Annotated in this window: 16 protein-coding genes; all 16 read right to left on the bottom strand. The window is 46.8% G+C overall.

Annotated features, from left to right (window positions below; translation table 11 throughout):
* Positions 1–25: 25 nt before the first annotated feature.
* Complete coding sequence (locus tag J2X61_RS18005; RefSeq protein ID WP_274470547.1) at positions 26–880, bottom strand: carbohydrate ABC transporter permease; 855 nt, start codon at positions 878–880, stop codon at positions 26–28.
* 1 nt (position 881) lies between these two features.
* A complete protein-coding gene (locus J2X61_RS18000; RefSeq protein WP_274470548.1) occupies positions 882–1,838 on the bottom strand; it encodes an ABC transporter permease in 957 nt (318 codons plus the stop codon).
* Positions 1,839–1,860: 22 nt separating this feature from the next.
* Positions 1,861–3,375 (bottom strand): type 2 periplasmic-binding domain-containing protein, encoded by a 1,515-nt coding sequence (locus J2X61_RS17995; protein ID WP_310189533.1) that lies wholly within the window; start codon positions 3,373–3,375, stop codon positions 1,861–1,863.
* Positions 3,376–3,486: 111 nt separating this feature from the next.
* Positions 3,487–4,944, bottom strand: a complete 1,458-nt coding sequence (locus J2X61_RS17990) for a sulfatase family protein (RefSeq protein WP_310189531.1) — start codon at positions 4,942–4,944, stop codon at positions 3,487–3,489.
* 158 nt (positions 4,945–5,102) lie between these two features.
* On the bottom strand, positions 5,103–7,298 hold the full coding sequence (locus tag J2X61_RS17985) for a glycoside hydrolase family 3 C-terminal domain-containing protein (RefSeq protein ID WP_310189529.1): 2,196 nt from the start codon (positions 7,296–7,298) through the stop codon (positions 5,103–5,105).
* A gap of 149 nt (positions 7,299–7,447) precedes the next feature.
* Positions 7,448–9,247: a cache domain-containing sensor histidine kinase gene (locus J2X61_RS17980; RefSeq protein ID WP_274470552.1), complete on the bottom strand. Its 1,800-nt coding sequence runs from the start codon at positions 9,245–9,247 to the stop codon at positions 7,448–7,450.
* Positions 9,244–10,260 carry a response regulator transcription factor gene (locus tag J2X61_RS17975; protein WP_310189527.1) on the bottom strand — a complete coding sequence of 339 codons (1,017 nt, stop codon included), beginning with the start codon at positions 10,258–10,260 and terminating at the stop codon, positions 9,244–9,246. Before J2X61_RS17975 ends, J2X61_RS17980 begins: the two co-directional genes overlap by 4 nt.
* A gap of 241 nt (positions 10,261–10,501) precedes the next feature.
* Positions 10,502–11,176 carry an ABC transporter ATP-binding protein gene (locus J2X61_RS17970; RefSeq protein WP_310189526.1) on the bottom strand — a complete coding sequence of 225 codons (675 nt, stop codon included), beginning with the start codon at positions 11,174–11,176 and terminating at the stop codon, positions 10,502–10,504.
* A 69-nt stretch (positions 11,177–11,245) separates the two neighbouring features.
* Positions 11,246–11,947, bottom strand: a complete 702-nt coding sequence (sigK, locus tag J2X61_RS17965; RefSeq protein WP_274470555.1) for an RNA polymerase sporulation sigma factor SigK — start codon at positions 11,945–11,947, stop codon at positions 11,246–11,248.
* Between the two features lie 222 nt (positions 11,948–12,169).
* Positions 12,170–13,843 carry an ABC transporter permease gene (locus J2X61_RS17960; RefSeq protein ID WP_396135467.1) on the bottom strand — a complete coding sequence of 558 codons (1,674 nt, stop codon included), beginning with the start codon at positions 13,841–13,843 and terminating at the stop codon, positions 12,170–12,172.
* A 48-nt stretch (positions 13,844–13,891) separates the two neighbouring features.
* Positions 13,892–14,902, bottom strand: coding sequence for an ABC transporter ATP-binding protein (locus J2X61_RS17955; RefSeq protein WP_274470928.1), 1,011 nt, complete (start codon positions 14,900–14,902; stop codon positions 13,892–13,894).
* Positions 14,903–14,987: 85 nt separating this feature from the next.
* Positions 14,988–16,100 (bottom strand): extracellular solute-binding protein, encoded by a 1,113-nt coding sequence (locus J2X61_RS17950; RefSeq protein ID WP_274470558.1) that lies wholly within the window; start codon positions 16,098–16,100, stop codon positions 14,988–14,990.
* Positions 16,101–16,173: 73 nt separating this feature from the next.
* Positions 16,174–16,992 (bottom strand): MBL fold metallo-hydrolase, encoded by an 819-nt coding sequence (locus tag J2X61_RS17945; protein ID WP_310189524.1) that lies wholly within the window; start codon positions 16,990–16,992, stop codon positions 16,174–16,176.
* A gap of 20 nt (positions 16,993–17,012) precedes the next feature.
* A complete protein-coding gene (locus J2X61_RS17940) occupies positions 17,013–18,155 on the bottom strand; it encodes a GntR family transcriptional regulator (protein WP_274470560.1) in 1,143 nt (380 codons plus the stop codon).
* 814 nt (positions 18,156–18,969) lie between these two features.
* Positions 18,970–20,838, bottom strand: a complete 1,869-nt coding sequence (locus tag J2X61_RS17935) for an S-layer homology domain-containing protein (protein ID WP_310189522.1) — start codon at positions 20,836–20,838, stop codon at positions 18,970–18,972.
* Positions 20,839–20,893: 55 nt separating this feature from the next.
* A complete protein-coding gene (locus J2X61_RS17930; RefSeq protein ID WP_310189521.1) occupies positions 20,894–23,485 on the bottom strand; it encodes an Ig-like domain-containing protein in 2,592 nt (863 codons plus the stop codon).
* Between the last annotated feature and the right edge of the window lie 6 nt (positions 23,486–23,491).

The raw sequence follows: 23,491 nt of genomic DNA, 5'->3' as shown, positions 1-23,491 counted from the left end.
TCGGTTTCCAAGTGCAATAGAGTTCTTAGCCTTTTACAGAGCCGACCATCATGCCTTTATTAAAATATTTTTGTAAAAACGGATAGCAAATTAACAGAGGTAATGCTGTTGCAATAACGGCGGCCATTTTAACGGGAGGTCCGTATTCGAATCCGCCCACGTTTGTCAACATGCCGCTGTCGGAATCGAGCAGGAACTGCCTCAGGAACGTTTGGATCGGCCACTTATTCGCATCGTTTAAATACAATACGGCTTGAAAATAATCGTTCCAGCGGGCAACACCGTACATAAGGCCGATCGTCACCAGCGAGGGCATCGACAAAGGAAGAATAATCTTATAGAGCAGCCTCCACTCTCCGCATCCGTCAATTCGAGCCGCTTCTTCCAGTTCCACCGGAATGTTCGAGAAAAAGCTTCGCATGAGAATCAATAGAAAAGGAAAAATAGCTCCTGTCAGGAAGATCGCCCAATAGCTGTCGATCAAGTGCAGTTGACGCACAACCAGATAGGTGGGAATTAATCCGCCGTTAAAAATCATTGTAACGAGCACAAGCATATTCATTGTTTTACGTCCCCACAGCCAGCCTTTGGACAAGCCATATGCCATTAGTATCGTAAACACCAGGCTGATCGCCGTTCCGCAAATGGTGATGACGAAAGTATTCTGATAAGAACGCATGAAATTATCGTTTAACAGCAGGTATCCGTAGGAGTTTAACGTCCAGTCATGCGGGAAAATAAAAAATCCGCGTGTTAAAAACTCAGTCTTCGAGGAAAAGGAGCTAAATAAAATATAGGCAAACGGAAAAGCGATAAAGAGAAATATGACAATCATCAAGAGATAGATAACGCTGTCAAACAATTGGTTAGACTTTTTCATTTTAATAGACTCCCTCCTCTCCGAATTTCTTCGCCAAACGATTGAACGTCATGACAAGCACAAGTCCGACGACTGATTTAAACAAGCCTACCGCTGTCGAATAGCTGAATTCCCCCTGCTGTACCCCGTTGCGGTAGACAAAGGTGTCAAAGACATCGGAAACCGCTATATTCAGAGGATTTTGCAGCAACAAAATTTGCTCGAAGCCTACGTCCATGACGTGCCCAATCCGCAAAATAAATAGGACGACTGCAATATTCCTGAGACTAGGCAGCGTGATATGCCACATTTGCCGCCAGCGTCCTGCGCCGTCCACGTGCGCCGCTTCGTATAGGCCGGGGTCTACAGAGGCTAGCGCAGCAAGGAACAAGATACTGTTCCAACCCATTTCCTTCCAAACGTTTTGTGACAAGAATAACGCTCTGAAATACGAAGGATCCGTCAGAAGCTCGAATCGGGCAACGCCGTGCTGCGCCAAGAACATATTGATGCCGCCATCCTGAGTTGCGAACAGGAGCACCGTAATCCCGGCTACAACCACCCATGACACAAAGTGAGGAATATAGATCGTGGTTTGCACAATCTTCTTCACCCATGGCTTTCTGACTTCATTCAGCAGCAGGGCTACGACGATCGGAATTGGAAAAAATAAAAATAAATTAATTGCACTTAACAAAAAGGTATTGCGCATGATCATCCAGAAATCAGCATCCGTAAACAGTTCTTTGAAGTTTGCTAAACCAACCCAAGGGCTGTCGGCAAATCCCGTAATGGGATCATAGTCCTTAAAAGCCAGGACCAGACCTCCCATGGGGATGTAACGGAATACCAGAAAATAAAGCACTCCCGGAAGAATCATCAGATAGATCGGCCAACTCCGGTTCCCGAATAGCTGCTGCTTGATACCTTGCCTCTGAAGCGCCGTATTGCTCCCTTTTAATGTTCGCTCCATATTCATGTTGGTTGATCAACTCCAGATCTTATTGATGAAGCTGTTTATACTGCTCGTTGTATTCTTTAGTGATTTGATCCCCGCCATTTTTGAGATACTCCGCCGCGGCTTGCTCGACGGCTTCGACCGGAGATTGCCCCATAATAATTTTTATAATCGCTGACATCCACTTCTGCTCCGCCGTTGGGCCGAGCTTGGATTGTGCGTCGGAAACCACCTCCGCGCCAGCATTGGGCCAAGGATATTTCGCATTGTTATCAATCCATGTTTGAAGCTGCGCAACAACCGTTTGATCATCCCATTTATGCATTTGAATCAGCGGGTCGAATTTGCGGAAAAACCAAGTGGACAGCAGCTGCGGACGTTCTTTATCGTAAGCATCCAGTTTCACATATTTCCCGTTGTCCGATTTATAATGAATGCCTTCAATCCCATTCTTAATTAAATCGTAGCCCTCGTCCGATACCATGTAATCCAACAACATCAGAATGCGCTGCTGTTTCTCTTTATCAATGGCATTATTAATTACAATTTTGGCCATCGTCATTGGATTAGTTTGCGATCCTTGCTTGCCGTCAGGACCTTTAGGCGGGATAATTTGGGCGATCTCTGCAGTTGGCTGTGCCTTCTTCAAAGCCGGGAACGAAGTGGTCATCAGTTCGCCAGGCACATATTCCGCGATTCCGATTTTACCGGATGAGAACTTGTCCTTATGATCGGTCGCTTTATTGGTTGCGAAGTCTTTATCCAAGCTGCCGTCTTGATACATTTTGTTCAAATAGGTTACAAATTGCTTAAGCTCCTTGGTCTGTGTCCGGTAATTGACCAATTGTCCGTCTTTCAGAATCCATTCGTTTCCAAGGCCGAAAGCGGCCTGAATCGGCTCCAAACCACTAAACCGATTGTTTACAAAGCCAAACGATAACCCCGTCGTATCCTGTTTGCCATTGCCATCCGGGTCCTGCGTCGCGAACGCTTTGGCGACTTGGGCAAATTCATCCACCGTCGTTGGCATTTTCAAGCCAAGCTTATCAAGCCAATCTTTGCGAATAACCATGGAATCGCGTGTATCTTGGATATAGTATGGGAAACCGAAGTACTTATCCTTCGGATTATTCAGTTGCAGTGATTCCGGTGTTAGGTTCTTCGCAAGATTCGGAAAGCTGTTCAGGTAAGGCTTGATATCCATAAATACATTTTTGTCACGCCATTTAACAAATTCATTTTGCTGGATCCAGAACACGTCTGGAAAGCTGTTAGAAGCCGCCATCACGTTTTCTTTTTGAGCTACAGCATCAAGGGGAACCCATTGGATTTTCAAGTCGATATTCAGCTTCTCGTTTAGCTTCTGTATGACCGCATTGGTGTCTGACCATCCTCCGCCCGCCGCGCTGTACGCCATTAACTCGATCGATAACTTTTTGCTTATATCGTTACTTGCTGCTGCCGCCTCAGGCTTTGGCGTATCCGATGCCTTTCCGCATCCGACAAGACTTGCGATAAGTACAGATGACAGTGCAATTGTAGTTATTTTTCTCTTCATTTGTTTTCCCCTCTTTCTCATCTGGTGATCAAGATCACACCCTAACTATACGCTAAGGCCTGCTTTCATTTCGTTACTTAATCTTATTGTTTCTTGTCTTATCTTTTTACGCTAGCGACTTCTCCCAATAATCGGTGCCCACTGCAGTTGAGCTGGAGGCGTTCGATCAAGGACATACGCTCTCCTCCTGCGGCACCATTCGGCCGCCTCCGCATAAGCGGGGTTATTAATTACATTATGAACCTCGTTAGGGTCTTCTCGCAGATCATACAATTGCTCCGGGACCTGGTCCGGATCGTCGTATCTCAGATATCGAATATACTTCCACTCCGAGGATTGGATCATGTGCCACTCTCCGAAGCATTCGGAGAAGGCATAGTCTCGTATCTTTTCGCTTTCGCCGGTAAGGATAGGAAGGAGTGAGCGGCATGGTACCCGATCATGGAAGGCTGGCCAATCCTTGCTAAGCGCCTTCTGCGGATCGATGCCTGCAGCATCCAGTATCGTGGCGGTCAGATCAATCAACTCACAAGGCAGATCGTTAATGATCCCGTGCAAATAATCCGGGTGGCGAATCGCAGTGGGCACAACAGCGGATGCACGGTAGGGAGACTGCTTTTGAGCGCGCCCATGATCCCCCATCATTTCGCCGTGATCGGCTGTGAACAGGATGACCGTCTCGTCCAAAATGCCCTGTTCTTCAAGCTTGGCCAATATGCGCCCCACCTGCTCATCGATAATCGTAATCATTGCTTTGTAGGAGCGACGAAGCTTGAAGAGACGCTGCTTAGTTTCTTCCGTAAGCGAACCTTCCGGGCCCGGCAGGAAATCGTCTATTTCCTCATAAGCTACCTTGTCCAGATACGATTGAGGAGCATCGTACGGCGGATGCGGACCGACAAATGAACCGAAGAGGAAGAAGGGCTGATCTTTCGGACGATCCTCAATTGCCTTGATAATATGGTCGCCGATGACGATGTCCATGTAGTTCTCCTCGCCGAATGGGAACGGCTCTCCCGTAAAATTCTGCGTCTCGGCCAGATTGGTATTCATGCCGCTGCGGGTATTAAATTCCCGGTATTTCTCAAGCAAGCCCTGACGGTCTAGATGCTCTGCATAATCACAATAATTGCGGCTCACGAGTTGCTTCCCGGAAGCCTCCCAAACTTCGTGGAATCCGAATTGCTTCATGTCCTCTTTGATGCTTGTCAGCGGATGTCCTTGGCCGATCGGGCATCCGAATTTCCATCCCTGCAGCCAGTGAAATTTGCCGATGCCGTAAGTCCGATAACCGTTCTCTTGCAGCGCCCGAGGATACGTCGGATGCTGCAGGGACAAATCGCCCGACATCGCGGTCATTCCGATTTGGTGCGTGTACTTGCCTGTTAAGAGCGCCGCCCGAGCCGGTGTGCAGACCGGATTCACAGAGACGCAATTCGTAAAACCGACGCTTTCCGCTATTCTGTCTATGTTTGGAGTATCCAATTTGCCGTAACCGTGATAGCTCGCGTGATCGAGCCGATGCTGGTCCGTCATAAGCAAAACGATATTCTTTTTCCTGTGAGACATGTCCAACCCTCCAGCGGTGTTAAAGTCATTACGAACAACACTATACACTAGGCAAATACGTTTGGATTTAGCGGATTTTTTTATTTCTTAACCAATCTTATTGCTCCCATAGCATAGAGAAGAGGGGTCTGTTCTCGTAACAGCCCCCTCTTAATGGTTTATATTTTCATAAATGCTAAATCAGTGAAACTTTCCGATTCAAATGCGGCAAACAACTGGTCAGCTTTCTCCTGCGAAAATCCCAAGCCTGGAAGAAACATCAGAATCGTGCGTATCGGCATTCCCAGGAATAAAGGATACATGGGACTATCGGATTCTATTCTCATTTCACTCAAAACATGTCTGACCTTATCGGAGTGCCTGTCGTCCTTCAACCACGCTTGCAGCGAATGCTCCATTGTCAATGGTTCACGTACGTCTTCAGCAGCTTGAAAATGAACGAGCTGTGCCAAACGGATGTCGCGCGACGATGCGCCTACTAGAATTTCAAATTCTCCCGATTCAACGGCGAATCTTCCCAAATGGTTGACGAAATGGGAGAAGTCCCGCTCTCTCAGCTCGAGTTCCACCGTTCTTGTCTCCCCGGGCGCCAGCTCCAGCTTGGCAAAGCCCTTTAGCTCTTTATCAGCCTTAGGCACGGATGAAACAAGGTCCCGCACATAGACCTGTACAACCTCTTTGCCTGCGCGGCTCCCAGTATTCGTCACGTCGACTCTCACCTTCAGCGTATCTCCGCTTCCCAAACGATTTGCAGACAGTTGTAAGTTCGTATATACAAATTCTGTATAGGAAAGTCCATAACCAAAAGGATATTTAACCTCAAGCTTCTTTGTGTCGTAATAGCGATAACCGACGAATATCCCTTCCGCATAGACGGCCTGCTTCACATTGCCTGGAAAAGAGAGGTACGACGGATTGTGCTCAACAGCCATCGGGAAGGTTTCCGACAACTTGCCCGAGGGGTTAACCTCACCGAAAAGGATGTTAGCAATTGCGGCTCCGCCCGCTTGACCAGGCAGCCATGCCTGCAGCACGGCTTTGCACATCGTGTCATACGCACCGATATCCGTTGCGGACCCGCTGTTTACTACGACGACGACGTTAGCGTTTACTTTTGAAACAGCCTCAATTAATCTCGTATGACTGCTTGGAATATTAAGGTCGGTTCGATCATAACCTTCACTCTCAATCCTTTCTGTAGTCCCTGCGAAAATAATTACAGCATCCTGTCCCGCGGCAATTCGGCAGGCTTCATCAATTGACGCCTCGCTTTCTGTCTCATCCATGCCCGCTGCATAAGAAGCTTGCGCAAACCTGGAAATTTCCTCAAATGGAATATCCAAGCGAGCAGGGTTCATATGCGAGCTTCCGCCTCCTTGGAACCGCGGCTCTTTGGCGAATGGTCCCAGCACCGCTACTCTGGATTGCTTAGAGAGTGGAAGTAGTCCCTCGTCGTTCTTCAGAAGAACAACCGCTTCTTCCGCAACCCTGCGCGCCACTGCATGATGACCATCGACATCGAGGACAGGCACATTTCTCTTCTGTGTATGTACCTTCTCCACAACGTTCAGGATACGTAGAACATGCTCATTTATCTCCTGCTCCGTAATCCTTCCCTGACGATATGCTTCCAATACCTCGGCATCACGTGTGCCCGGGCCGGGCATCTCCAAATCAAGTCCGCCTCGAACGGATGCCGCCTTATCAACGACGGCTCCCCAGTCGGACATAACGAGGCCGTCGAATTTCCATTCTTCCTTCAGGACTCCGTTTAATAACTGGCCGTTATTTGCCATATGCGTGCCGTTCACGCGGTTATAAGCACACATTACTGTCCAAGGAGCGGCATCCTTCACCACCATTTCGAACGGCAGCATGTACACCTCTCTGAGTGCTCGCTCTTCTACTTCTGAACTCACTACCATACGGTTCGATTCCTGTTCGTTCGCAACGAAATGCTTAATCGAGGTGCCGACTCCACCTTGCTGAACACCGATGACGAAAGCTGTTCCCATCTTGCCCGTCAAGTAAGGATCCTCAGAGAAATACTCGAAGTTGCGCCCGCCTAGCGGAGAACGCTTTCCGTTGAGGCCGGGTCCCAACAAAATGCCGACATCGTAATGTTGGCATTCCTCTGCCATAACCGCCCCTGCCTCTTGAATTAACGCCTCGTTCCATGTAGCTGCCATTGCAGCTTCAATCGGAAACGCTGTAGCCGGCTTTGTATGCGATAGCATATCGCCCATATCCGTGCCTGTCGACAGCCGAAGTCCATGGGGACCATCTGTAAGCGTAATGGATGGAAGCTGAAGTCTTTCGATTTCCCTCGTCGTCCAAAAGGATGACCCTGCCAATAAACTAATTTTCTCCTCTATCGTCAGTTGACGAATTAAATCTTCCGTTGGAATAGGAAACGCCCTCCCTCAGTTTTGGGGTATGTCACATCCCCTACTATACAATTCGAGGGAAACTTTATCCTTACTCTATTTTTTTATTTGTTGACCTATCTTTCACTTGCGTTTTCGATGGACAATAAGGGGATCCGTACCGAAGTTACAGTCCCCCGTCCCGGAAACGAATGAATAGCAATGCCATAGCCTGCTCCATACTTCAATCGAATGCGATTATGAACATTGGGTAATCCAAGCGACTCGCGGCCGTGAATCGTGTCATCAGCCAGACTGACTTGAAATTCCTGATGGTAACTTCTTTGCTTCGCTTCATCAATGCCAGGACCATTATCGGCTATTTCAATAATAAGATCTTGTCCCTCAGCGAACGCTGTTACAATAATCGCGCCGCCTCCGCCACGAGCTTCGACACCATACTTCACCGCATTCTCGACAATGGGCTGCAAGGTCAGCTTCAGAATTCTACAGTTCAGGTATTTCTCATGAATTACCACTTTACTATCGAACCTTCTAGGAAATCGGACATGAATGATGTCTAAATATTTTCTGAGAATGGACAGTTCGTCGCTAAGTGTTACTTCCATATTTGAAAAACTGGCCGCATACCGATATATATCCGCAAGGTTTTGCGAAATGGTCCCGATTAACGGGCTATCCTCAATTGAAGCAATACCGCTGATGATCCCTAATGTATTGTAAAGCAAATGCGGATTAATCTGATTTTGAAGTGCTTGAATGGTCGCCTCCTGTTGGTGAAGCTGTAGTTTCACTTCTTTCACTTCCAGCTCAGCTACCATCTGGATGTTCTCATTCAGTTGATCAACCATTTTATTGAAACTATGACTGAGACTTTGGAATTCATTAATATCGGATATTTGATCTACCCGAATAGACAAGTCACCTCGTGATACGCGCTCCATCGCCGACTTCATTTTTTTGACCGGCTCGATGAATTTACGGAGCACTAATGGAATGATTCCAACCAAGCAGATAATGATGATGATCACTGTGATTATGGAAGAGTTGATAGCTGAATTCAAACCGCTTGCAATTTCTTGATACGGAACGATTGCGACGATATACCAGCCAGTTTGTTCAGACTTTATTACATCCACAAGCGACTTGCGGCCGTTCCACCATTGAACGCTCGAACGTCCCGTATCCCTCAAATCCAGCACAGCCAAATCCGTCTCCTGAAGCGGCTGACCTAGCCAGCTTTCTTGCGGGTAATAAACCACTTCACCTTTGTCAGACAACATAAAGAAGAAACCGTTAGAACCTAAATTGGATTTCATGAAGGTGGATTTAACTTCAGCTAAAGAAAACTCGATGACCAGATTGCCGATTAACTTCACATCCTGCGTACTGTACACGGGAATTAACATACTCATCACAGGCTGGCCATTATCCGTACGATAGGTTGGCATCGTTGCCGATTTGCCTGTGGGAGTCTGCTGAAACCAAGGTTCATGCGAATAATCGTTATTTTTGAGCGGATTCAAAGCAAAAACGCGTTTATCCGACGATACAAGGTAAAGGTTAACAATTTCACGGAAATTGAACGAGATATACATTTCTAAGGCTCTATGCAAATCATTAACATCCTGGGAGGTGAGCGGACGTTCCCCCTCCAACCAGTCCTGAGTCAACGAATTCGTGATCATCGTGCCAGTAGATTGAGCCATTTGTTTCAAATAGAATTCAAGATGATAACTGAGTCGTTCTGAAGCTTCACCTGTTATCGTTTTAAAATCATGCTTAACAGCTTTATTGTAGAAATAAAATGAGAAGCTGGCCATCAAAACAACGACAAGAATGGAAAGGCCAAAGAAAAGCGTGAACATTCTTGCCGTGATCGAGGAGTTTTGGATGAACTTTAATCCCCGCCTCATAATCCCAAGCTCCTCTTATATTCGTTTGGAGAGTGTCCGGTTACCGATTTGAACAACCGGTTGAAATATGGCAGAGTGGAAAATCCCACCATATCAGCCACTTCATAAATTTTCAAGTCCGTCTCTAACAACAGTTGCTTCGCTTTATCAATTCGAACTTGATTGACATAATTAACGAACGAATCGTGATACTGCTGTTTAAAAATCACACAAAACCTCGACACACTGAGATCCGCAATCTCTGCGATCTGAGAGAGCGTAATATCGTTCATATAGTTTTTTTGCACATATTCTTGAACCTTTTTGATAATCAGTTGCTTATTGGAATCTGGCGACTTTTCGACATTTCTGAACCAGTTTTCCAATAGACCATAAAAATATTTCAGAACTGACTCTTTATCCTGCACATGAATCGTGAAAACTTCAACTTCCCGCAACTCACCTTTCGAGCGCATTTGGTCTGTCATTTTATCTGAGAGGATGCGGAGCATCCCGGTTTTCTCCGTTGGAAGAGCCGTTTTAATATTTAAAATGGATTTGATTAGTTCGGATAGTTCTCTCCAAGCACTCGCTTGTTCCATGGTATCTAACTTATGTGAAAACTCATGAACCGAGAGAAAATAATCACGGAACCTATGTGTTCGTTCCATGTGGCGTACGGATTGCTCCAGCGCGTCTTTGATTTTGTCCTCGGAGAGGGGCTTTAGTAAATATTCGGATATACCGAATCGTATGGCCTGCTGAGCATAAGAAAAATTATCATAACCACTAATAATAATTGGTGAAATCGAGAGATTATATTCATAGATTCTTTTTAGTAAAGCAAGTCCATCCATTTGAGGCATCATAATATCCGTAATCAAAATATCCGGCCATTGCTCATTGATTAGCTTCCAGGCCTCTTCCCCATCCTGTGCTGCCCCAATTACTTTGAAACCCTGTGTTTTGTCCACAAGTTCAATAACTTGATTCCGTATCCAAAATTCATCTTCAGCAACAAGCACTTGATACATAGAAGCACCCCTCTTAGAAGAAAACAAATCTGAAATCGCTTTCAATTGTTGATACACAGCTAACTTTATTTTGCACAATTATTAGAATTCTAAGTATACCTTGTTTGTTCTAAATACGCATTATCCTGCTTTATTGTTTATTGACTTATTTTTTTGTTATATTGAATCCATCAGAGTACATCCATTGTAATGAGATTCACGAAATCCAAAAACCGGAACCCCATCGGAGTCCCGGTCCTCTCTACCCAACCTCATTCAACTTCCCATCCCTGAAATACACAACCCGCTTCGCCTGCTGCGCAATCGCCAGGTCGTGCGTAATCAACACAACCGTCCTGCCCTGCTCATTCAATCTCTGGAAAATCCCCAGAATCTCCGTCCCGGTCTTGGAGTCCAACGCCCCCGTCGGCTCATCCGCCAGAATTATCGCCGGATCCCCGGCCAACGTCCGGGCAATCGCCACCCGCTGCTGCTGCCCGCCGGACAGCTCGGACGGCAGATGCCGCCTGCGGTCCACCAAATCAACGGCTTCCAGCGCCTGCATCACAAGCGGCTCCCGCTCCTTCCTGCTCATCCCCCGGTAAATGAGCGGCAGCTCCACATTCTTATACGCGTTCAGCCGTGGCAGCAAATTAAAGCTCTGGAAGACGAAGCCGATCTTTCGGTTCCTTATTTCAGCCAGCTGAGAATCCTTCAGCCGATTAATCGCCTTCCCATCCAAAACATAGTCCCCACGATCCGCAACATCCAAGCACCCCAAAATGTTCATCAACGTCGACTTCCCCGACCCTGACGGCCCCATAATAGCCACGAACTCACCGTGGTCAATCTCTAACGAAACATCGTCGAGCGCTCGAATCATTTCTCCGCCCATCGCATAATTCTTGCTCACATGCTCCAACTGGATTAAAGTCATACGCTTCGCCTCCATTATCTGAAACCAAATAAATGAAGTATGCGACTCATCCGACACGCCAGACCAACCCTACCGCTTCGCCTTATAAAACTCATGATACAGCTTCATGAGCGCCCGCTTCTCAATCCGTGAAACATAAGAGCGGCTAATCCCCAGCTCCTTCGCAATTTCCCGCTGCGTCCGTTCTTCCCCTCCGAGCTCTAATCCGAACCGCCCGACAACAACCTCCTTCTCGCGTTCATCCAATATATCCAAATTCCGATAAATCTTACTTTTCTCTATCTTGAGCTGAACCTTATCCACGACATCGTCCGCTTCCGTACCAAGGATGTCGATGAGCGTAATTTCATTCCCCTCTTTGTCCGTTCCGATGGGATCATGCAAGGATACGTCCTTGCGCGTTTTCTTCAGCGAGCGCAGATGCATCAAGATCTCGTTCTCGATACAGCGCGCCGCAAAAGTCGCCAGCTTCGTCCCCTTGTTCGGTGAAAACGACTCGATCGCTTTGATTAGACCGATCGTGCCGATCGAGATCAGATCCTCGAGATCTTCACCTGTATTATCGAATTTTTTTACTATATGGGCAACTAACCGTAAATTGTGTTCAATCAGCTTATTCCTTGAATGATCGTTGCCTTCTGCCATCAGTCTAAGATGCTTTTCTTCCTCTTCTTCCGTTAAAGGTTGTGGAAACGCGTTATTTTTGACATAGGATACAAGTAACGTTAACTGCTTAATCAACACAGCAATTGCACTGAAAATCCCAGGCACTCCAGCCACCCCCTTCAATGTTTGCGGATCTTAGCTGCTTCGGAAGCCTCCGCTTTCAAGACTAGTATTAGTCTATGTGGGTTTGTGCCTAGAAGTGCCTGTACGGAAGAAGTTGCTTGAATTTCGTCAGCGAAACGAAGGGGAGCCGAAAGCCTCGGGTCAGCAAAAAACCTCCCTAAGGAGGTTTTAACCGTTCCATATTTGATCCGGCCGCTGTTAGCACTAGCCTTTACTTCTTCTGCCGTATACAAAATATAAAGTGAGGGTAGACATAACCATCAAAACGACAGAATAGACCAGGGTCAGCGCTTTGGTATCCGCTACCGCATCTGCGTCCGTGCTATTTTTGATAACGATCCCCAACGGCTGGTATAGAGGGTGATACAGGAATACGGTCAGGTCATAATCCGCTAAGATCCCGTTGAAATTCAAAGCTAGAACAGCCAGCGTAGAGGGAAGAATGATAGGCAGAAGTACCCTTCTGAACGTATAAAAGGATTTGGCCCCCAAATTTTTGGCTGCATCCTCAAGACTGCTGTCAATACTGAAGAAGGACGCCTTCACCATACGAAGGGTAAATGGTATGTGGACGATCACATAGGCAATGAGCAATAACCATGCGGATCCGACCAACACGTAATTGCCAATAATAAGCCTCGGTGTACCAAAGGTAACAATCAGGCCTATTGCAATTAAGGTTGAAGGCAGCATCCACGGGATCAGAAGGGAATATTCCAGCATACTGCTCCAGGCATTCTTATATTTATGCAATATCCGGGAAGCCATTAAAGCCAAGGCCACGACGGCGACTGACGCTGCAGCTGCATAGCAGACACTTACCAAATAAGGTTTAAAAGCCGAAAGACTTGAAAACACATGGATGTAATTGTCCAAGGTCAAACTGCTGAAGGTAATCGTTGCTTTTGCAATACTTTGGGCATCTGTGAAGGAAAAAGCAATAATAAGAATGACCGGGATGATATAGATCAGAAAGAGCAAATAGGCTGCGGCATGGGTAAGCACATTCGCAAGCTGATGATTAATTTTTTGTTTAACCATCTCGGATTTAACTTTGGATACCGACATGAAATTTCCTTTTCGTTCAAATCGGATCATGATTGAAAGCAGTACCATTGTTGCCAAACCGAGAACGAGTGCGAGCAGTGCAGCTAAATCTTTGGAATACGTGCTGTTCGCGAAGGCAAGAATCATAGGCGTAATGGTTTGAAACTCCGTCCCCCCCAGAATCAGAGGCGCCGACGTTGCCGCCAAACCTGTAAGAAAGAGGAGGATCGTCAACGCATAAATGGTTGGTTTTAGCACGGGAAGAACGACGCGTCTCAGAATATAAAAGGGTGACGCCCCCATGTTTTTCGCTGCTTCGATCGTTTGGAAATCCACTTTGCGCATAGCATTGCTTAGAAAAAGGACATGGTTGGACGTACAGGCGAACGTCATAACGAAGAGGACCGCCCAATAGCCGTGAAACCAATTCGTATCAAAGGAAGGAAATACAAAGGACAAAACTTTCGTCATAAGTCCCGTTTCACCGTAAATCAATTTGTAACCGGATACCAACACAACGCCGCTGTAGATAAGAGTTGTAAAATAACCAAGCCTTAATATTTTTGCGCCTTTGATATCAAAGTATTCGACCACCAGAACCAAAAAGATCCCGACAAGGTTTACCGTGAAAATAAGCGAAACCGCCAAAATAAAGCTGTTGTACAAGCTTTTCATGGCACGGGCGGAGGATAACAGCTTTTGAACGGGTTCAAATGAAAAGCTTCCCTTACCAAAAAAGATTTCGTAATAAACATTAAGATTCGGATAAATCAGAAAGGCGATGACAAACCATGCTATCAAAGCATAGAAAATCAATGTTGACAAAGCCACGGACGGCCGTGCTTTTTTAGTATTCTGAACGTTCAACAAGGTTACCCCCTAGTACTGCAAAATATCGCTGGCGTGCATAAAGATGTCAATCTCATCTCCTGTTTGGTATTGATCATGCCCTTTTTCGGTTTCGACGGTCTTCAGGACCCCGCCGCCTGCAATCTCGACCGAATACTTCGTATATATGCCATAAAATTCCTGATCCACAATTTTCCCTTTTAATTGAACGGCATTTTTATCGGGAGCTATTGGTGTTAGGCTTATTTTCTCGTTTCGGATATAAGATTTCTTATCAGGGTCAATTAAATCCTTTAAAGGTGAGTTATGAATAATCGCTGGTTGAATCCGATTAATATCGCCGATAAAGTTACATACAAATTCCGTCTTAGATTCATTGTAGATTTCTCGCGGTGTGCCTACTTGTTCAACAATTCCCTTGTTAAATACTGCGATTCGATCCGATAAAGTCAAGGCTTCTTCCTGGTCATGCGTTACATACACAGTTGTGATTCCGAACTTCTTCTGAAGATCCTTTAACTCATTACGCAGCTGCACTCTCAGCTTGGCGTCCAGATTGGACAAAGGCTCATCCAATGCGAGAATGCTTGGCTTGAGCACAAGAGCTCTGGCGATAGCGACACGCTGCTGCTGACCACCCGATAACTCGGACACTTTTTTGACAAGCTGTTCCTCGCTTAAATCGACTTTTCTGGCAATCTCTCTAACTTGCTTATCTACTTCGGCTTTAGAGAATTTCTTCACCCGCATGCCAAAAGCAATGTTTTCGTATACGTTTAATGTGGGAAACAGAGCATAGCTTTGAAAGACCATGCTGATTTCTCGCTTTTCTATCGGCACTTGGGTAATATCCCGGTCATTCAACAGGATCTGTCCGCTCGCAGGATTGATAAAACCGACCAAACTCCGGAGAATCGTCGTTTTCCCGCATCCCGATGGCCCGAGAAACGTAAAAAATTCTCCTTCTCTGATGTTGAGATTGAGGTTCTTGATGGCATGGAAATCACCGAAATGAATTTGAACATCTTGGAATGTAATCATCTTTACCCTCTGTAAAAAGTATTTTTTTAATAACAGGCTGCATCCATGGCAAAATCCCATCATGCAGCCTGCATCATTCATAACCTTATTTCATAATTTCCAATTGAATTTTTTCTACCCATTTCCCGAGATTTCCTGCAACAAAAACCCAATCAAAAGCTATAGGCTTAATCGAAGCATAAAGGTCCTGTACATCTTTGTTTGCTTTTGCAGCAGCTTTCGTATTCGCAGGCATCGCATTGAACTGTGCGGCAAATTGTCCTTGCACGTCCGCGGAACCGATCCAGTCGATAAACCTTTTCGCCGTTTCCATCTTCTTGGTCCCATTCGCAATGGCCGCATGTTCTACAATCATAGGTACTCCGGCACTCGGACTTACAGTTCCCGCTTTAACCCCATATTGTTTCTCTTTTGCCTGCAGAGTGCCCGAAACGACAGCCCCGATCGGAGTTTTCCCGTTGACCATATTCTGATAGAAGTCTTCCCCTTTAACCGCCGGGACGCCGTTGTCATACAGCTTCTTGATTTCATCCCAGCCTTGTTTGGAAATTCCGTACTGGCCATTGTCGTCTTTGTATTTGGTCAAAATGCTCGCCACGATGAGCTGCGGCGTAATTTGATCCAGCTGAGTCGGAGTCTCATATTTCCCCTTGAACTGCGGATTGCTATACACATCAGACCAATCCTTCGGTGCTGTATCCGGCGTATAAGACTTTGGATTATAGCCAATCAGAATCGCTTGCTTGACCAAACCGTGGTAATATCCTTCTGTGTCGTTCAAGCCCGCTTCAATTTCCCCCGCCCATGCCGGGGTATATTTGGCAAGCACTTTTTCTTTCTTTAAATTTTCATACAGCATGTTGTTCAAGCCATAAATGACGTCCGCAACCGGATTGTTTTTCTCGGCTATTAAGCGATTCGTTAAGTTGGCTCCGCCAGCCCCGACAATATCGATTTCAAAACCGGCTTCTTTCGCCTTTTGGATTAACCAGTCGCCTCTGCCATCTGAATTCGCATTGGTGTATACGATCAATTTTTCATTCTTGACCGGTTCTTTCGCAGCCGGCGCAGATGCAGAGGGTGTACTGGCCGGTGCGGCAGTCCCTGCCGTGTTACCGTTCGTATTGCCTCCACCGCAAGCCGTTACCGCTAAACACAGGATGGATATCAAAGATACGCCTACCATTTTTCTTATCATTTACATGACGCTCCTTTAGGTATAGGGTGGGTTATTTGTTAAAGAGACATGATAAACATTCGCAACTGTATTTCTAAATATTAAGGATCAATCCGTCATAGGCCACCACGACCCCGGCGGGTTTGAAAATTTCGTCAAATTCATCGTGAAGCAGTTTGGAATTATGGCTGAAGTGCGTGACGACGATCTGCCCTTCCTCTTTCAATATATGCTCTTTCCGGAACTCACGCTGAGCCTCCAGCACCGTCTCAATACACATATGATTGCGGTCGCGGGAATTCCCCGTGTATCCGTGCGTGCAGTCGAGTATGGCGCAATCCAGATTTTTCCCCTTCAACCATGCCCATGTAGCTTCTGGAAACCAGCCCGAATCATGACCGTACAGCAGCTTTTTGCCTTCCTTTTCGACCACGTACAACAAACAGGTTTCCATCCGGTCATGATCCGCAAGGAGCGGTGTGACAAGTGCATCACCTACCTGTATCGTCTCGAATGGGCGCAGCAGATGAAATGCAAACCTTTCTCCTTCAAAGCGGCCGATGGCGACACGCGTGTGGTACATCACGGCATCATTCCCATAGATATGCAGAGGATTCTGAAGCTCGTGAGCAATTCCCGCTCTCCGGCATTCCAAATCATAAGCATTGAAATGATCAGAATGCGTATGAGTGACAAGCAGGTGCTCGATAGCGCCCAAATCAATGTTGTCTCGAAGCGCCTGCATATAAGAATCTGGCGAATAATCGAATTTGATGACATCGTCAATGATGGCGGATGTTCGTGTGCGTATGTTTTTTCCCCCGAGCTTCCGTGCCTTGAGGCAATACTCACACCGGCAAAATGCATTCGGAAAGCCCTCTGCTGCTGCGGTTCCAAGAAAATGAATTTTCATATAAACTCCTTCTGTCAATCCTAAAGAACGGATTTCCTCTCTACGATCTTCGTTTGAATTTTAATGGTAATCTGTTTCTCCTGCGAATGATGGATGCGCTTCATAAGAAGATTAAGAGCCGATTGGGCAAGCTGCCCGGTATCCTGTCTGACCGTTGTAAGCGGAATCGGTGTTAACGCTGATAAATGGATATCGGAGAACCCAACAATTGAAAGCTTATCGGGGACAGAGATCCCCATACTCAAAGCTGTATATAAGGTTGAAATGGCCACATGATCATCCCCGCACATGAGGGCCGTCATCTGCGGATTCTCCTGAATAAACCGTTCCTGTTCGGGGTCGCTCTCGTTAATACGGCTCGGATTGCACGGCACACTTTTGAAAAGAATAGATTGGTTCTTGACTGGAATCGCATGATCGAGCAGCGCCTGAATATAACCTTGGTACCTCTCCTCCCTGCTGGTGATATTATCTATCGAGTTCGAGGTGTATCCGATTTCACGGTGCCCTTTCTCGATCAAATATTGGGTCATCTGGTAAGAGCCTTGATAATGATCGTGATACACGCAATCAATCTGAACCTCACGAAAAATACGATCGATAATCACAATCGGAAACTGCTGTAATTTCAATCTCAGCACCTGATCACTGCAGGTCTTGCGCCCCTGAGGAAATAAAATGATGCCGTCGATCCCCCCTTCAACAAGCCTCTGCAGGCAGCGATCCTCATCATCTTTATCCTTGCTTATTTTCAAAATAAGATCACAATCGTGCTTTCGCACTTCGTTCTCCGCTGCCGCAATAATTTTTGAAGTGTAATCAGATAGATGGGGCACTATGAGCGCTACCTGATTACTCTTCTCCGCTTTTATTGGAAGCGCTTTATTAATTGGCGGAAGCACGCCGTTGTTAGGCTCTCCATCCCTTTGTTCGGAAAGGAAGGTCCCCCTTCTCGGCAAACGGTACACCAGCCCCTGCTCGACCAACCGTTCCAGCGCCAGCTTACTCGTCATCCGGCTAACACCGAACAGCTTCGCAAGTTCTCCTTCCGAAGGGACTGGATCATGCGGTTGAAGCCTGCGGCTCTGGATAATGCCTATAGCCTTATCGGCTATTTGCAGGTACAGTAGACTCGATTTCTTTGACGCCTGTGCATTTTTCATTACTGGTTATCCCTCGTTCTAATCAAAATCATGACGGCAGCATTGGCGGCTAGTTCATCATTCCCTTGTGTGATTCGTATTGCCATCTTGCTATGAGAACACTTAGTTCAGTGATCTATATTGAGCTTAATTCATGTCACTGACATATTCAATGACATATCTCGTTAAGTTTTTGTAAAACAAGCATTTTACCTGAAGAGTTCAAGATGCATGAACAATATGTATATCAATGCTTGCGTTTTAGAATATCGATCAAAAAAGGCTGATGTCAACTGCTGCTGAATATGTTTGCAAAGCATTAATTATGCTGCAGCTTTGCTCTTTCGTATGCAGCATGGAAACAGGGACCAGCACCTTTTGGTGGTAGTCCCTGTTCGTGGTTGGGGCTTTTTCGGCGGCTGGACTTGCTGGAATTCCGGATCGCCGTGCAAGCAACCAACCGATAAATGGAAAAACTCCTGTTATTCCGCTAACAAAATAGCTCGCTCTATTGGATAACTGGAACATCTCCCGTTAAATCTGCGATAAATGACCGAATGGCGGCCATTTCACTGCGATTAGCGGGAGATTTTCCAGTTATGACGCCGGTTGAAGCTAGATATCGCGAAATTAACAGGAGAAATTCCAGTTACGCTCCCGCTTAGCTAGTTCGTCCTCCCCCCATACGCAATGTGATACTACATCTTGTTGGCGAGGAAATTGGCTGCTTCGTTTCAACTGTTGCTTCACGCTATCCAATCTGCAGTCCAAGCAAAAACACCGATAATCGAATGGATTATCGGCGCTTAAGCCACATGAACTATTCTTATTTTATTTAAAGCTTATTAAAAATCCTGTACATAATAGCGGCAGTCTCGGCACGGGTGGCATTCGCGCGCGGATGGAGCAGGCTTCCGTCCCCGCTCACGATTCCTTCCCTCACCATGGCCGCGATATCTTCTACTGCATACGAAGCTATATCCGTTTTATCGCTGAAACTCTGAATATCATCCGCTTTGCCTTGACTCGTCAAAATGCCTGCGAGCGTCAGTGCTCTTGCGCTGAGAACCATCAAATCTTGACGGGAGATATTTTCCTTGGGATTGAAGGTATTCGTACCGGTTCCATTCGCGATCCCGAGCTTTTTCGCAATACCCACTGCTTCATAATAATAGTCGGATGGACTGACATCGCTGAAATTGTCGCTGAAATCCGCCGTTAACCCCAACGTTTTGATCAGGAGAAGCACGAAGTCCGCTCTTGTAATTTTCTCTGCCGGACGGAACTCAGACTCCGTGATCCCATTAATGATTCCCTTGGAGGCTAACACTTCGATTGGCGCTTGTGCCCAAGGGTAAATACCTGCATCGTCGAAGGTCTTCATTCCATAGGAGACAGCATATGTACTGAAATGGGACGTACGGAAGGTTACCGTTCCTGTTGCCGGATCGTATTTGGCATTCGGAACCTTGACCGCTTTCCCTGCTCCGTCTATATACCAAACTACCAAATGTTCAGGATTCTCTTCAGGCCGAGGGGTATACTTGACGGATACCTGGACGGGTGCATCCTTGTTTTCCCAGCTCATAACCTTGCCGTCAGCTAGCAAATTCAATTCTACGATTGGCCTGTCACCAATGGCTTCTCTCATTTCCGGATCAACAATCGTTGATAGGTCAACTGCTTTAATCGAAACGGAAATGGTGGTACTACCCGTTCCTGCTGATTTTACCATATTGCCCGGCAACTTGATGTCTCCCACAGGTGTATGAATGGCAATGATTTGTTTGCTTCCACCTTGAACCAACACGCTTGCGGGCAGTGACAGTTCGTAAGCCTCGGCGTCGTTAATGGGTTCCAGATGGATGATGACTGTTTTGACGCCTTTCTTATCGGCAGCTGCCTGGGCGAATGCATGGTTGACAGCTTCTTGTGCGACTTCTGCTTTGGCTGCAGCTGTTGAGCTATCCAGCTTGGACGGCACGGTTATCGTCGAACTGTTGACCGTTGATGTCGAGCCATTATTTGACGTTGTACCGCCGCTGTTCGTATTGTTATGCCCGCTCCCGTTATTGCTGTTATTGCCGTTGTTGTTATTGTTATTGCCGCCGCCTGCACTGCCATCGCCGACCTTGACAGCCAAACTCACCGTTTGGCTGCTTCCATTCACTTTACCGATCAGCGTATACTGACCGTCTCTGTCCGTTGTCGGTACGTTCATCCACTGAACACCGATCTCGCGATTGGCTCCATCATCGAAGACGGCAACGACGGAGCTTGGCAATACGAGGACCGCGCCTTTGGCTGCTGTTATCGGATTCAACGACCGAAATCCGACGATGCTCTCTTCCTTTACGATACGGAAGTCCTGAAGCATCACCTTCTCATTGCTCGCGGAGCTAACAAATCCGCTGTATTCACCCTTCGGCAGCAAGGTGCTGAATGTGAATTCCCCATTTGCAAGAACCGCTTGGTCCGTGTAGACCACGGAGTTCGTCTGCTTTTGCATGACCAATATGGATACCGCATCATTTGACGTTACGGCATCAACAACTTTAAATTCCGCTTTATTATTCTCTAAAGTCTGACTAACGGTTAGCGATGTGTTGGCGAATACTTTCACAGGGCTTGCTTGGAGAATCATCGTTGAGAATAACAGCACGGCCAACAGCATTCGCAAGCAGCTTAAACGATTGGTTGTCATATCTTCGCCCCTAATTTAGATTCCATAACAAGCTCAAATGGGTTTCGAGCTCCGATTAATGAACCGACATTTCATTCGAAATTCTCATGCCCTCTGTCAAACTATTGACTACGAATGCTTTTAATTGGAGTCCCACCACGCCTATCGGAGTGCTGAACCCAGCTTTCACCGTCTTGGTTTGCCCGGCATGGAACTGTGACTTTACGTAGGAAGTGCCCAGCACATGATCGTTCGAGTCACAAAGCTGAATCGCAATGACAGCATCCTGAACCGCTATAGAATTCTTATTTATTGTAACTTCAGCGACCGCATTTAATCCTGGCGTAAGACCGGTCCGTGCATTCCCCCATAAATCAGTAACCTTGATATCCTGCACGACAAATGAATTCGTGAGCTGGATGTTGGAGAATTGGGCCGTATTGTAATAAATATTAGCGATCGACGGCTGAGAGGCATCTACGGCGAAACCGATATAGGCCTCTTTCCCCATAGCCACCTCCTTCCTTGCAAGCTCCTTCCACGCATGACCATCATTCGAGGTGTAGGCAATTATCGTATTCTCCACACGCTCAATTTTCAACCAGACGGGCATGACGTGGTCCGTTAATGCCGGCAAATAATCTTGCGGATAATCACTGCTATTGAGTGTTTGGGCTGTTTGGCCTTTGTTCATTCGGGTTGAAAAATAAGTCGCATAATACGTGTCATCTTTATCGCCATTTAAATTCTCGTCTCGGTCAGCCTTCACGATGGAAGTACTGATGATCGCCTCAGCGGCATCGGAATCCAGGCTTTCCCGTATCATGAGACCGGAAATCGCATTATTATCCAACAGGGCAATCGAATCCAGTCTCGCCGTCAGTGCGGCATTGCCGCTGATGGGCTGGTAAACGAAGTGGAAGCTATCCTTTGTACCGGTTATTTTACCCGAGCCCTTAACCGTCAAAGTACCGGAGGCATCCAAGCTTCCGCTTCCTTGTACAGGCGTACTGCCAATATCTGTGGAAATCCAAGGCTCCTGTACCTCTGGACCGTTCACATGCACCGGCATAGAGGTCGATTGGGTTGCATTCCCTAGATGATCGTACGCTCTGGCAGAGATATAATAAGTACCTGCAGCAGCTTGATCCAACGTATAACGATAAGGAGCTTCCGCGTCTTCTCCGATCTTCTCATCATTCTTATAAAATTCTACTTTCGTGATGCCATCCGCATCTGTCGCCTCCACATCAATTTCCATGGAGCTGCCTTCAGCATACCGGGCATTATAGGTTGGGGTTGTCACCTTGACTACCGGATTATCCTGAAGTGAATTCAAATCGGTCAAGCTGTTGAGATAGACCTCCAGATGGCTGTAGCCGGAAGCCGTGATGGCCTTGCCGTCCGATGCATCATTCTTATTCAAGCTATGCGCATCTTCCCAAGCATCGGGCATACCGTCATGATCCGTATCTGCCGGAACGGCCCCTGTTTTCAATTCCGGGTATCCGCCTACTTCATATTCCCGATTGATGATTCTTCCGGTGCCGCCGATGACATCCTGAATGACTCGGGCATCCACCGCATCCCGTTTGGGCAGGATGGCGCCGACCTGACGAATCACTTTCTCATAGGCAACTTGAGCATCTTCTACTTGCAGCAGCGTATACCCACTGTCAGTAAATGGCGTACTGGAGATTTGGGCGGTCGCACTCTGGTCTTGAATCCCTTTGCTGTTATCTGCGCTTGCCGTCGGATTGCCAACCATGAAATTACCTTTCACATGGAACTCCCCGTCGCTAGGGTTAACGATTCTCCCTTTCACCGAACTGAATGTCGAAGGACCCGGCTTATAATAGTTATTGATAACATTGGTGCTTAGGCCAGCTGTTCCCCCATACATGTTATTGAAGCCCCAGTTATAGATCACGTTGTTAGCTATCGTCACAATGCCCGGTGTAGTACCGTTACCTACCCTTGCCATCCGGCTCGTATGCGTGGAGAACAGATTGTGATGGAAGCTAGTCGCATTGCCTCCCCAGATGCCGCCATATCCATGCTTCCCTTTATAGTGGCCGGATAAAGTCAAGCTCTCACTGATCAAGCTCCATTGAATGGTCATATTGTTGTTTTCATAAAAAGATAGCGATTCGTCCGTGGACCAACCCGCGGATACGTGATCGACCATCACATAGTTGGAGCCTCTGCCCCCCAGAGAGTCCGGTTCACTCGCGATATTCGCAGCACCGGGTCTGAACCGCAAGTACCGAATGATGATGTTATAAGCATTGCTTACGTCTGTATTGTACCCGGCAATGCAGATTCCGTCTCCCGGTGCCGTTTGTCCCGCGACGGTGATATTTTTCCTGTTCGCGAAGCTCAAAGAACTTGCTAACTGAATGGTTCCCGATACACGGAACACAACCATTCGATTATCCGCGCTGATGGCATCTCTTAAGGAACCTGGACCGGAGTCATTCAGGTTCGTAACTTCGTAGACGTCGTAGCCGCGTCCGCCGCTGGTATACATGCCTCCGCCCTCAGAGCCGGGAAAAGACGGGATGGTTGAAGGTGCTGCCGCACCTTCAGCCTGAACCGCCCCTTCCATAGGCAGTGATGATAAACCTACTACAGCACACATCACAGCCAAAATAAGTTTCTTTTTCATGTGTAG

The organism is Bacillus sp. 3255, from assembly GCF_031456485.1.
Lineage (GTDB): Bacteria > Bacillota > Bacilli > Paenibacillales > NBRC-103111 > Paenibacillus_E.
This window is presented reverse-complemented; position numbering and strand designations above follow the sequence as displayed.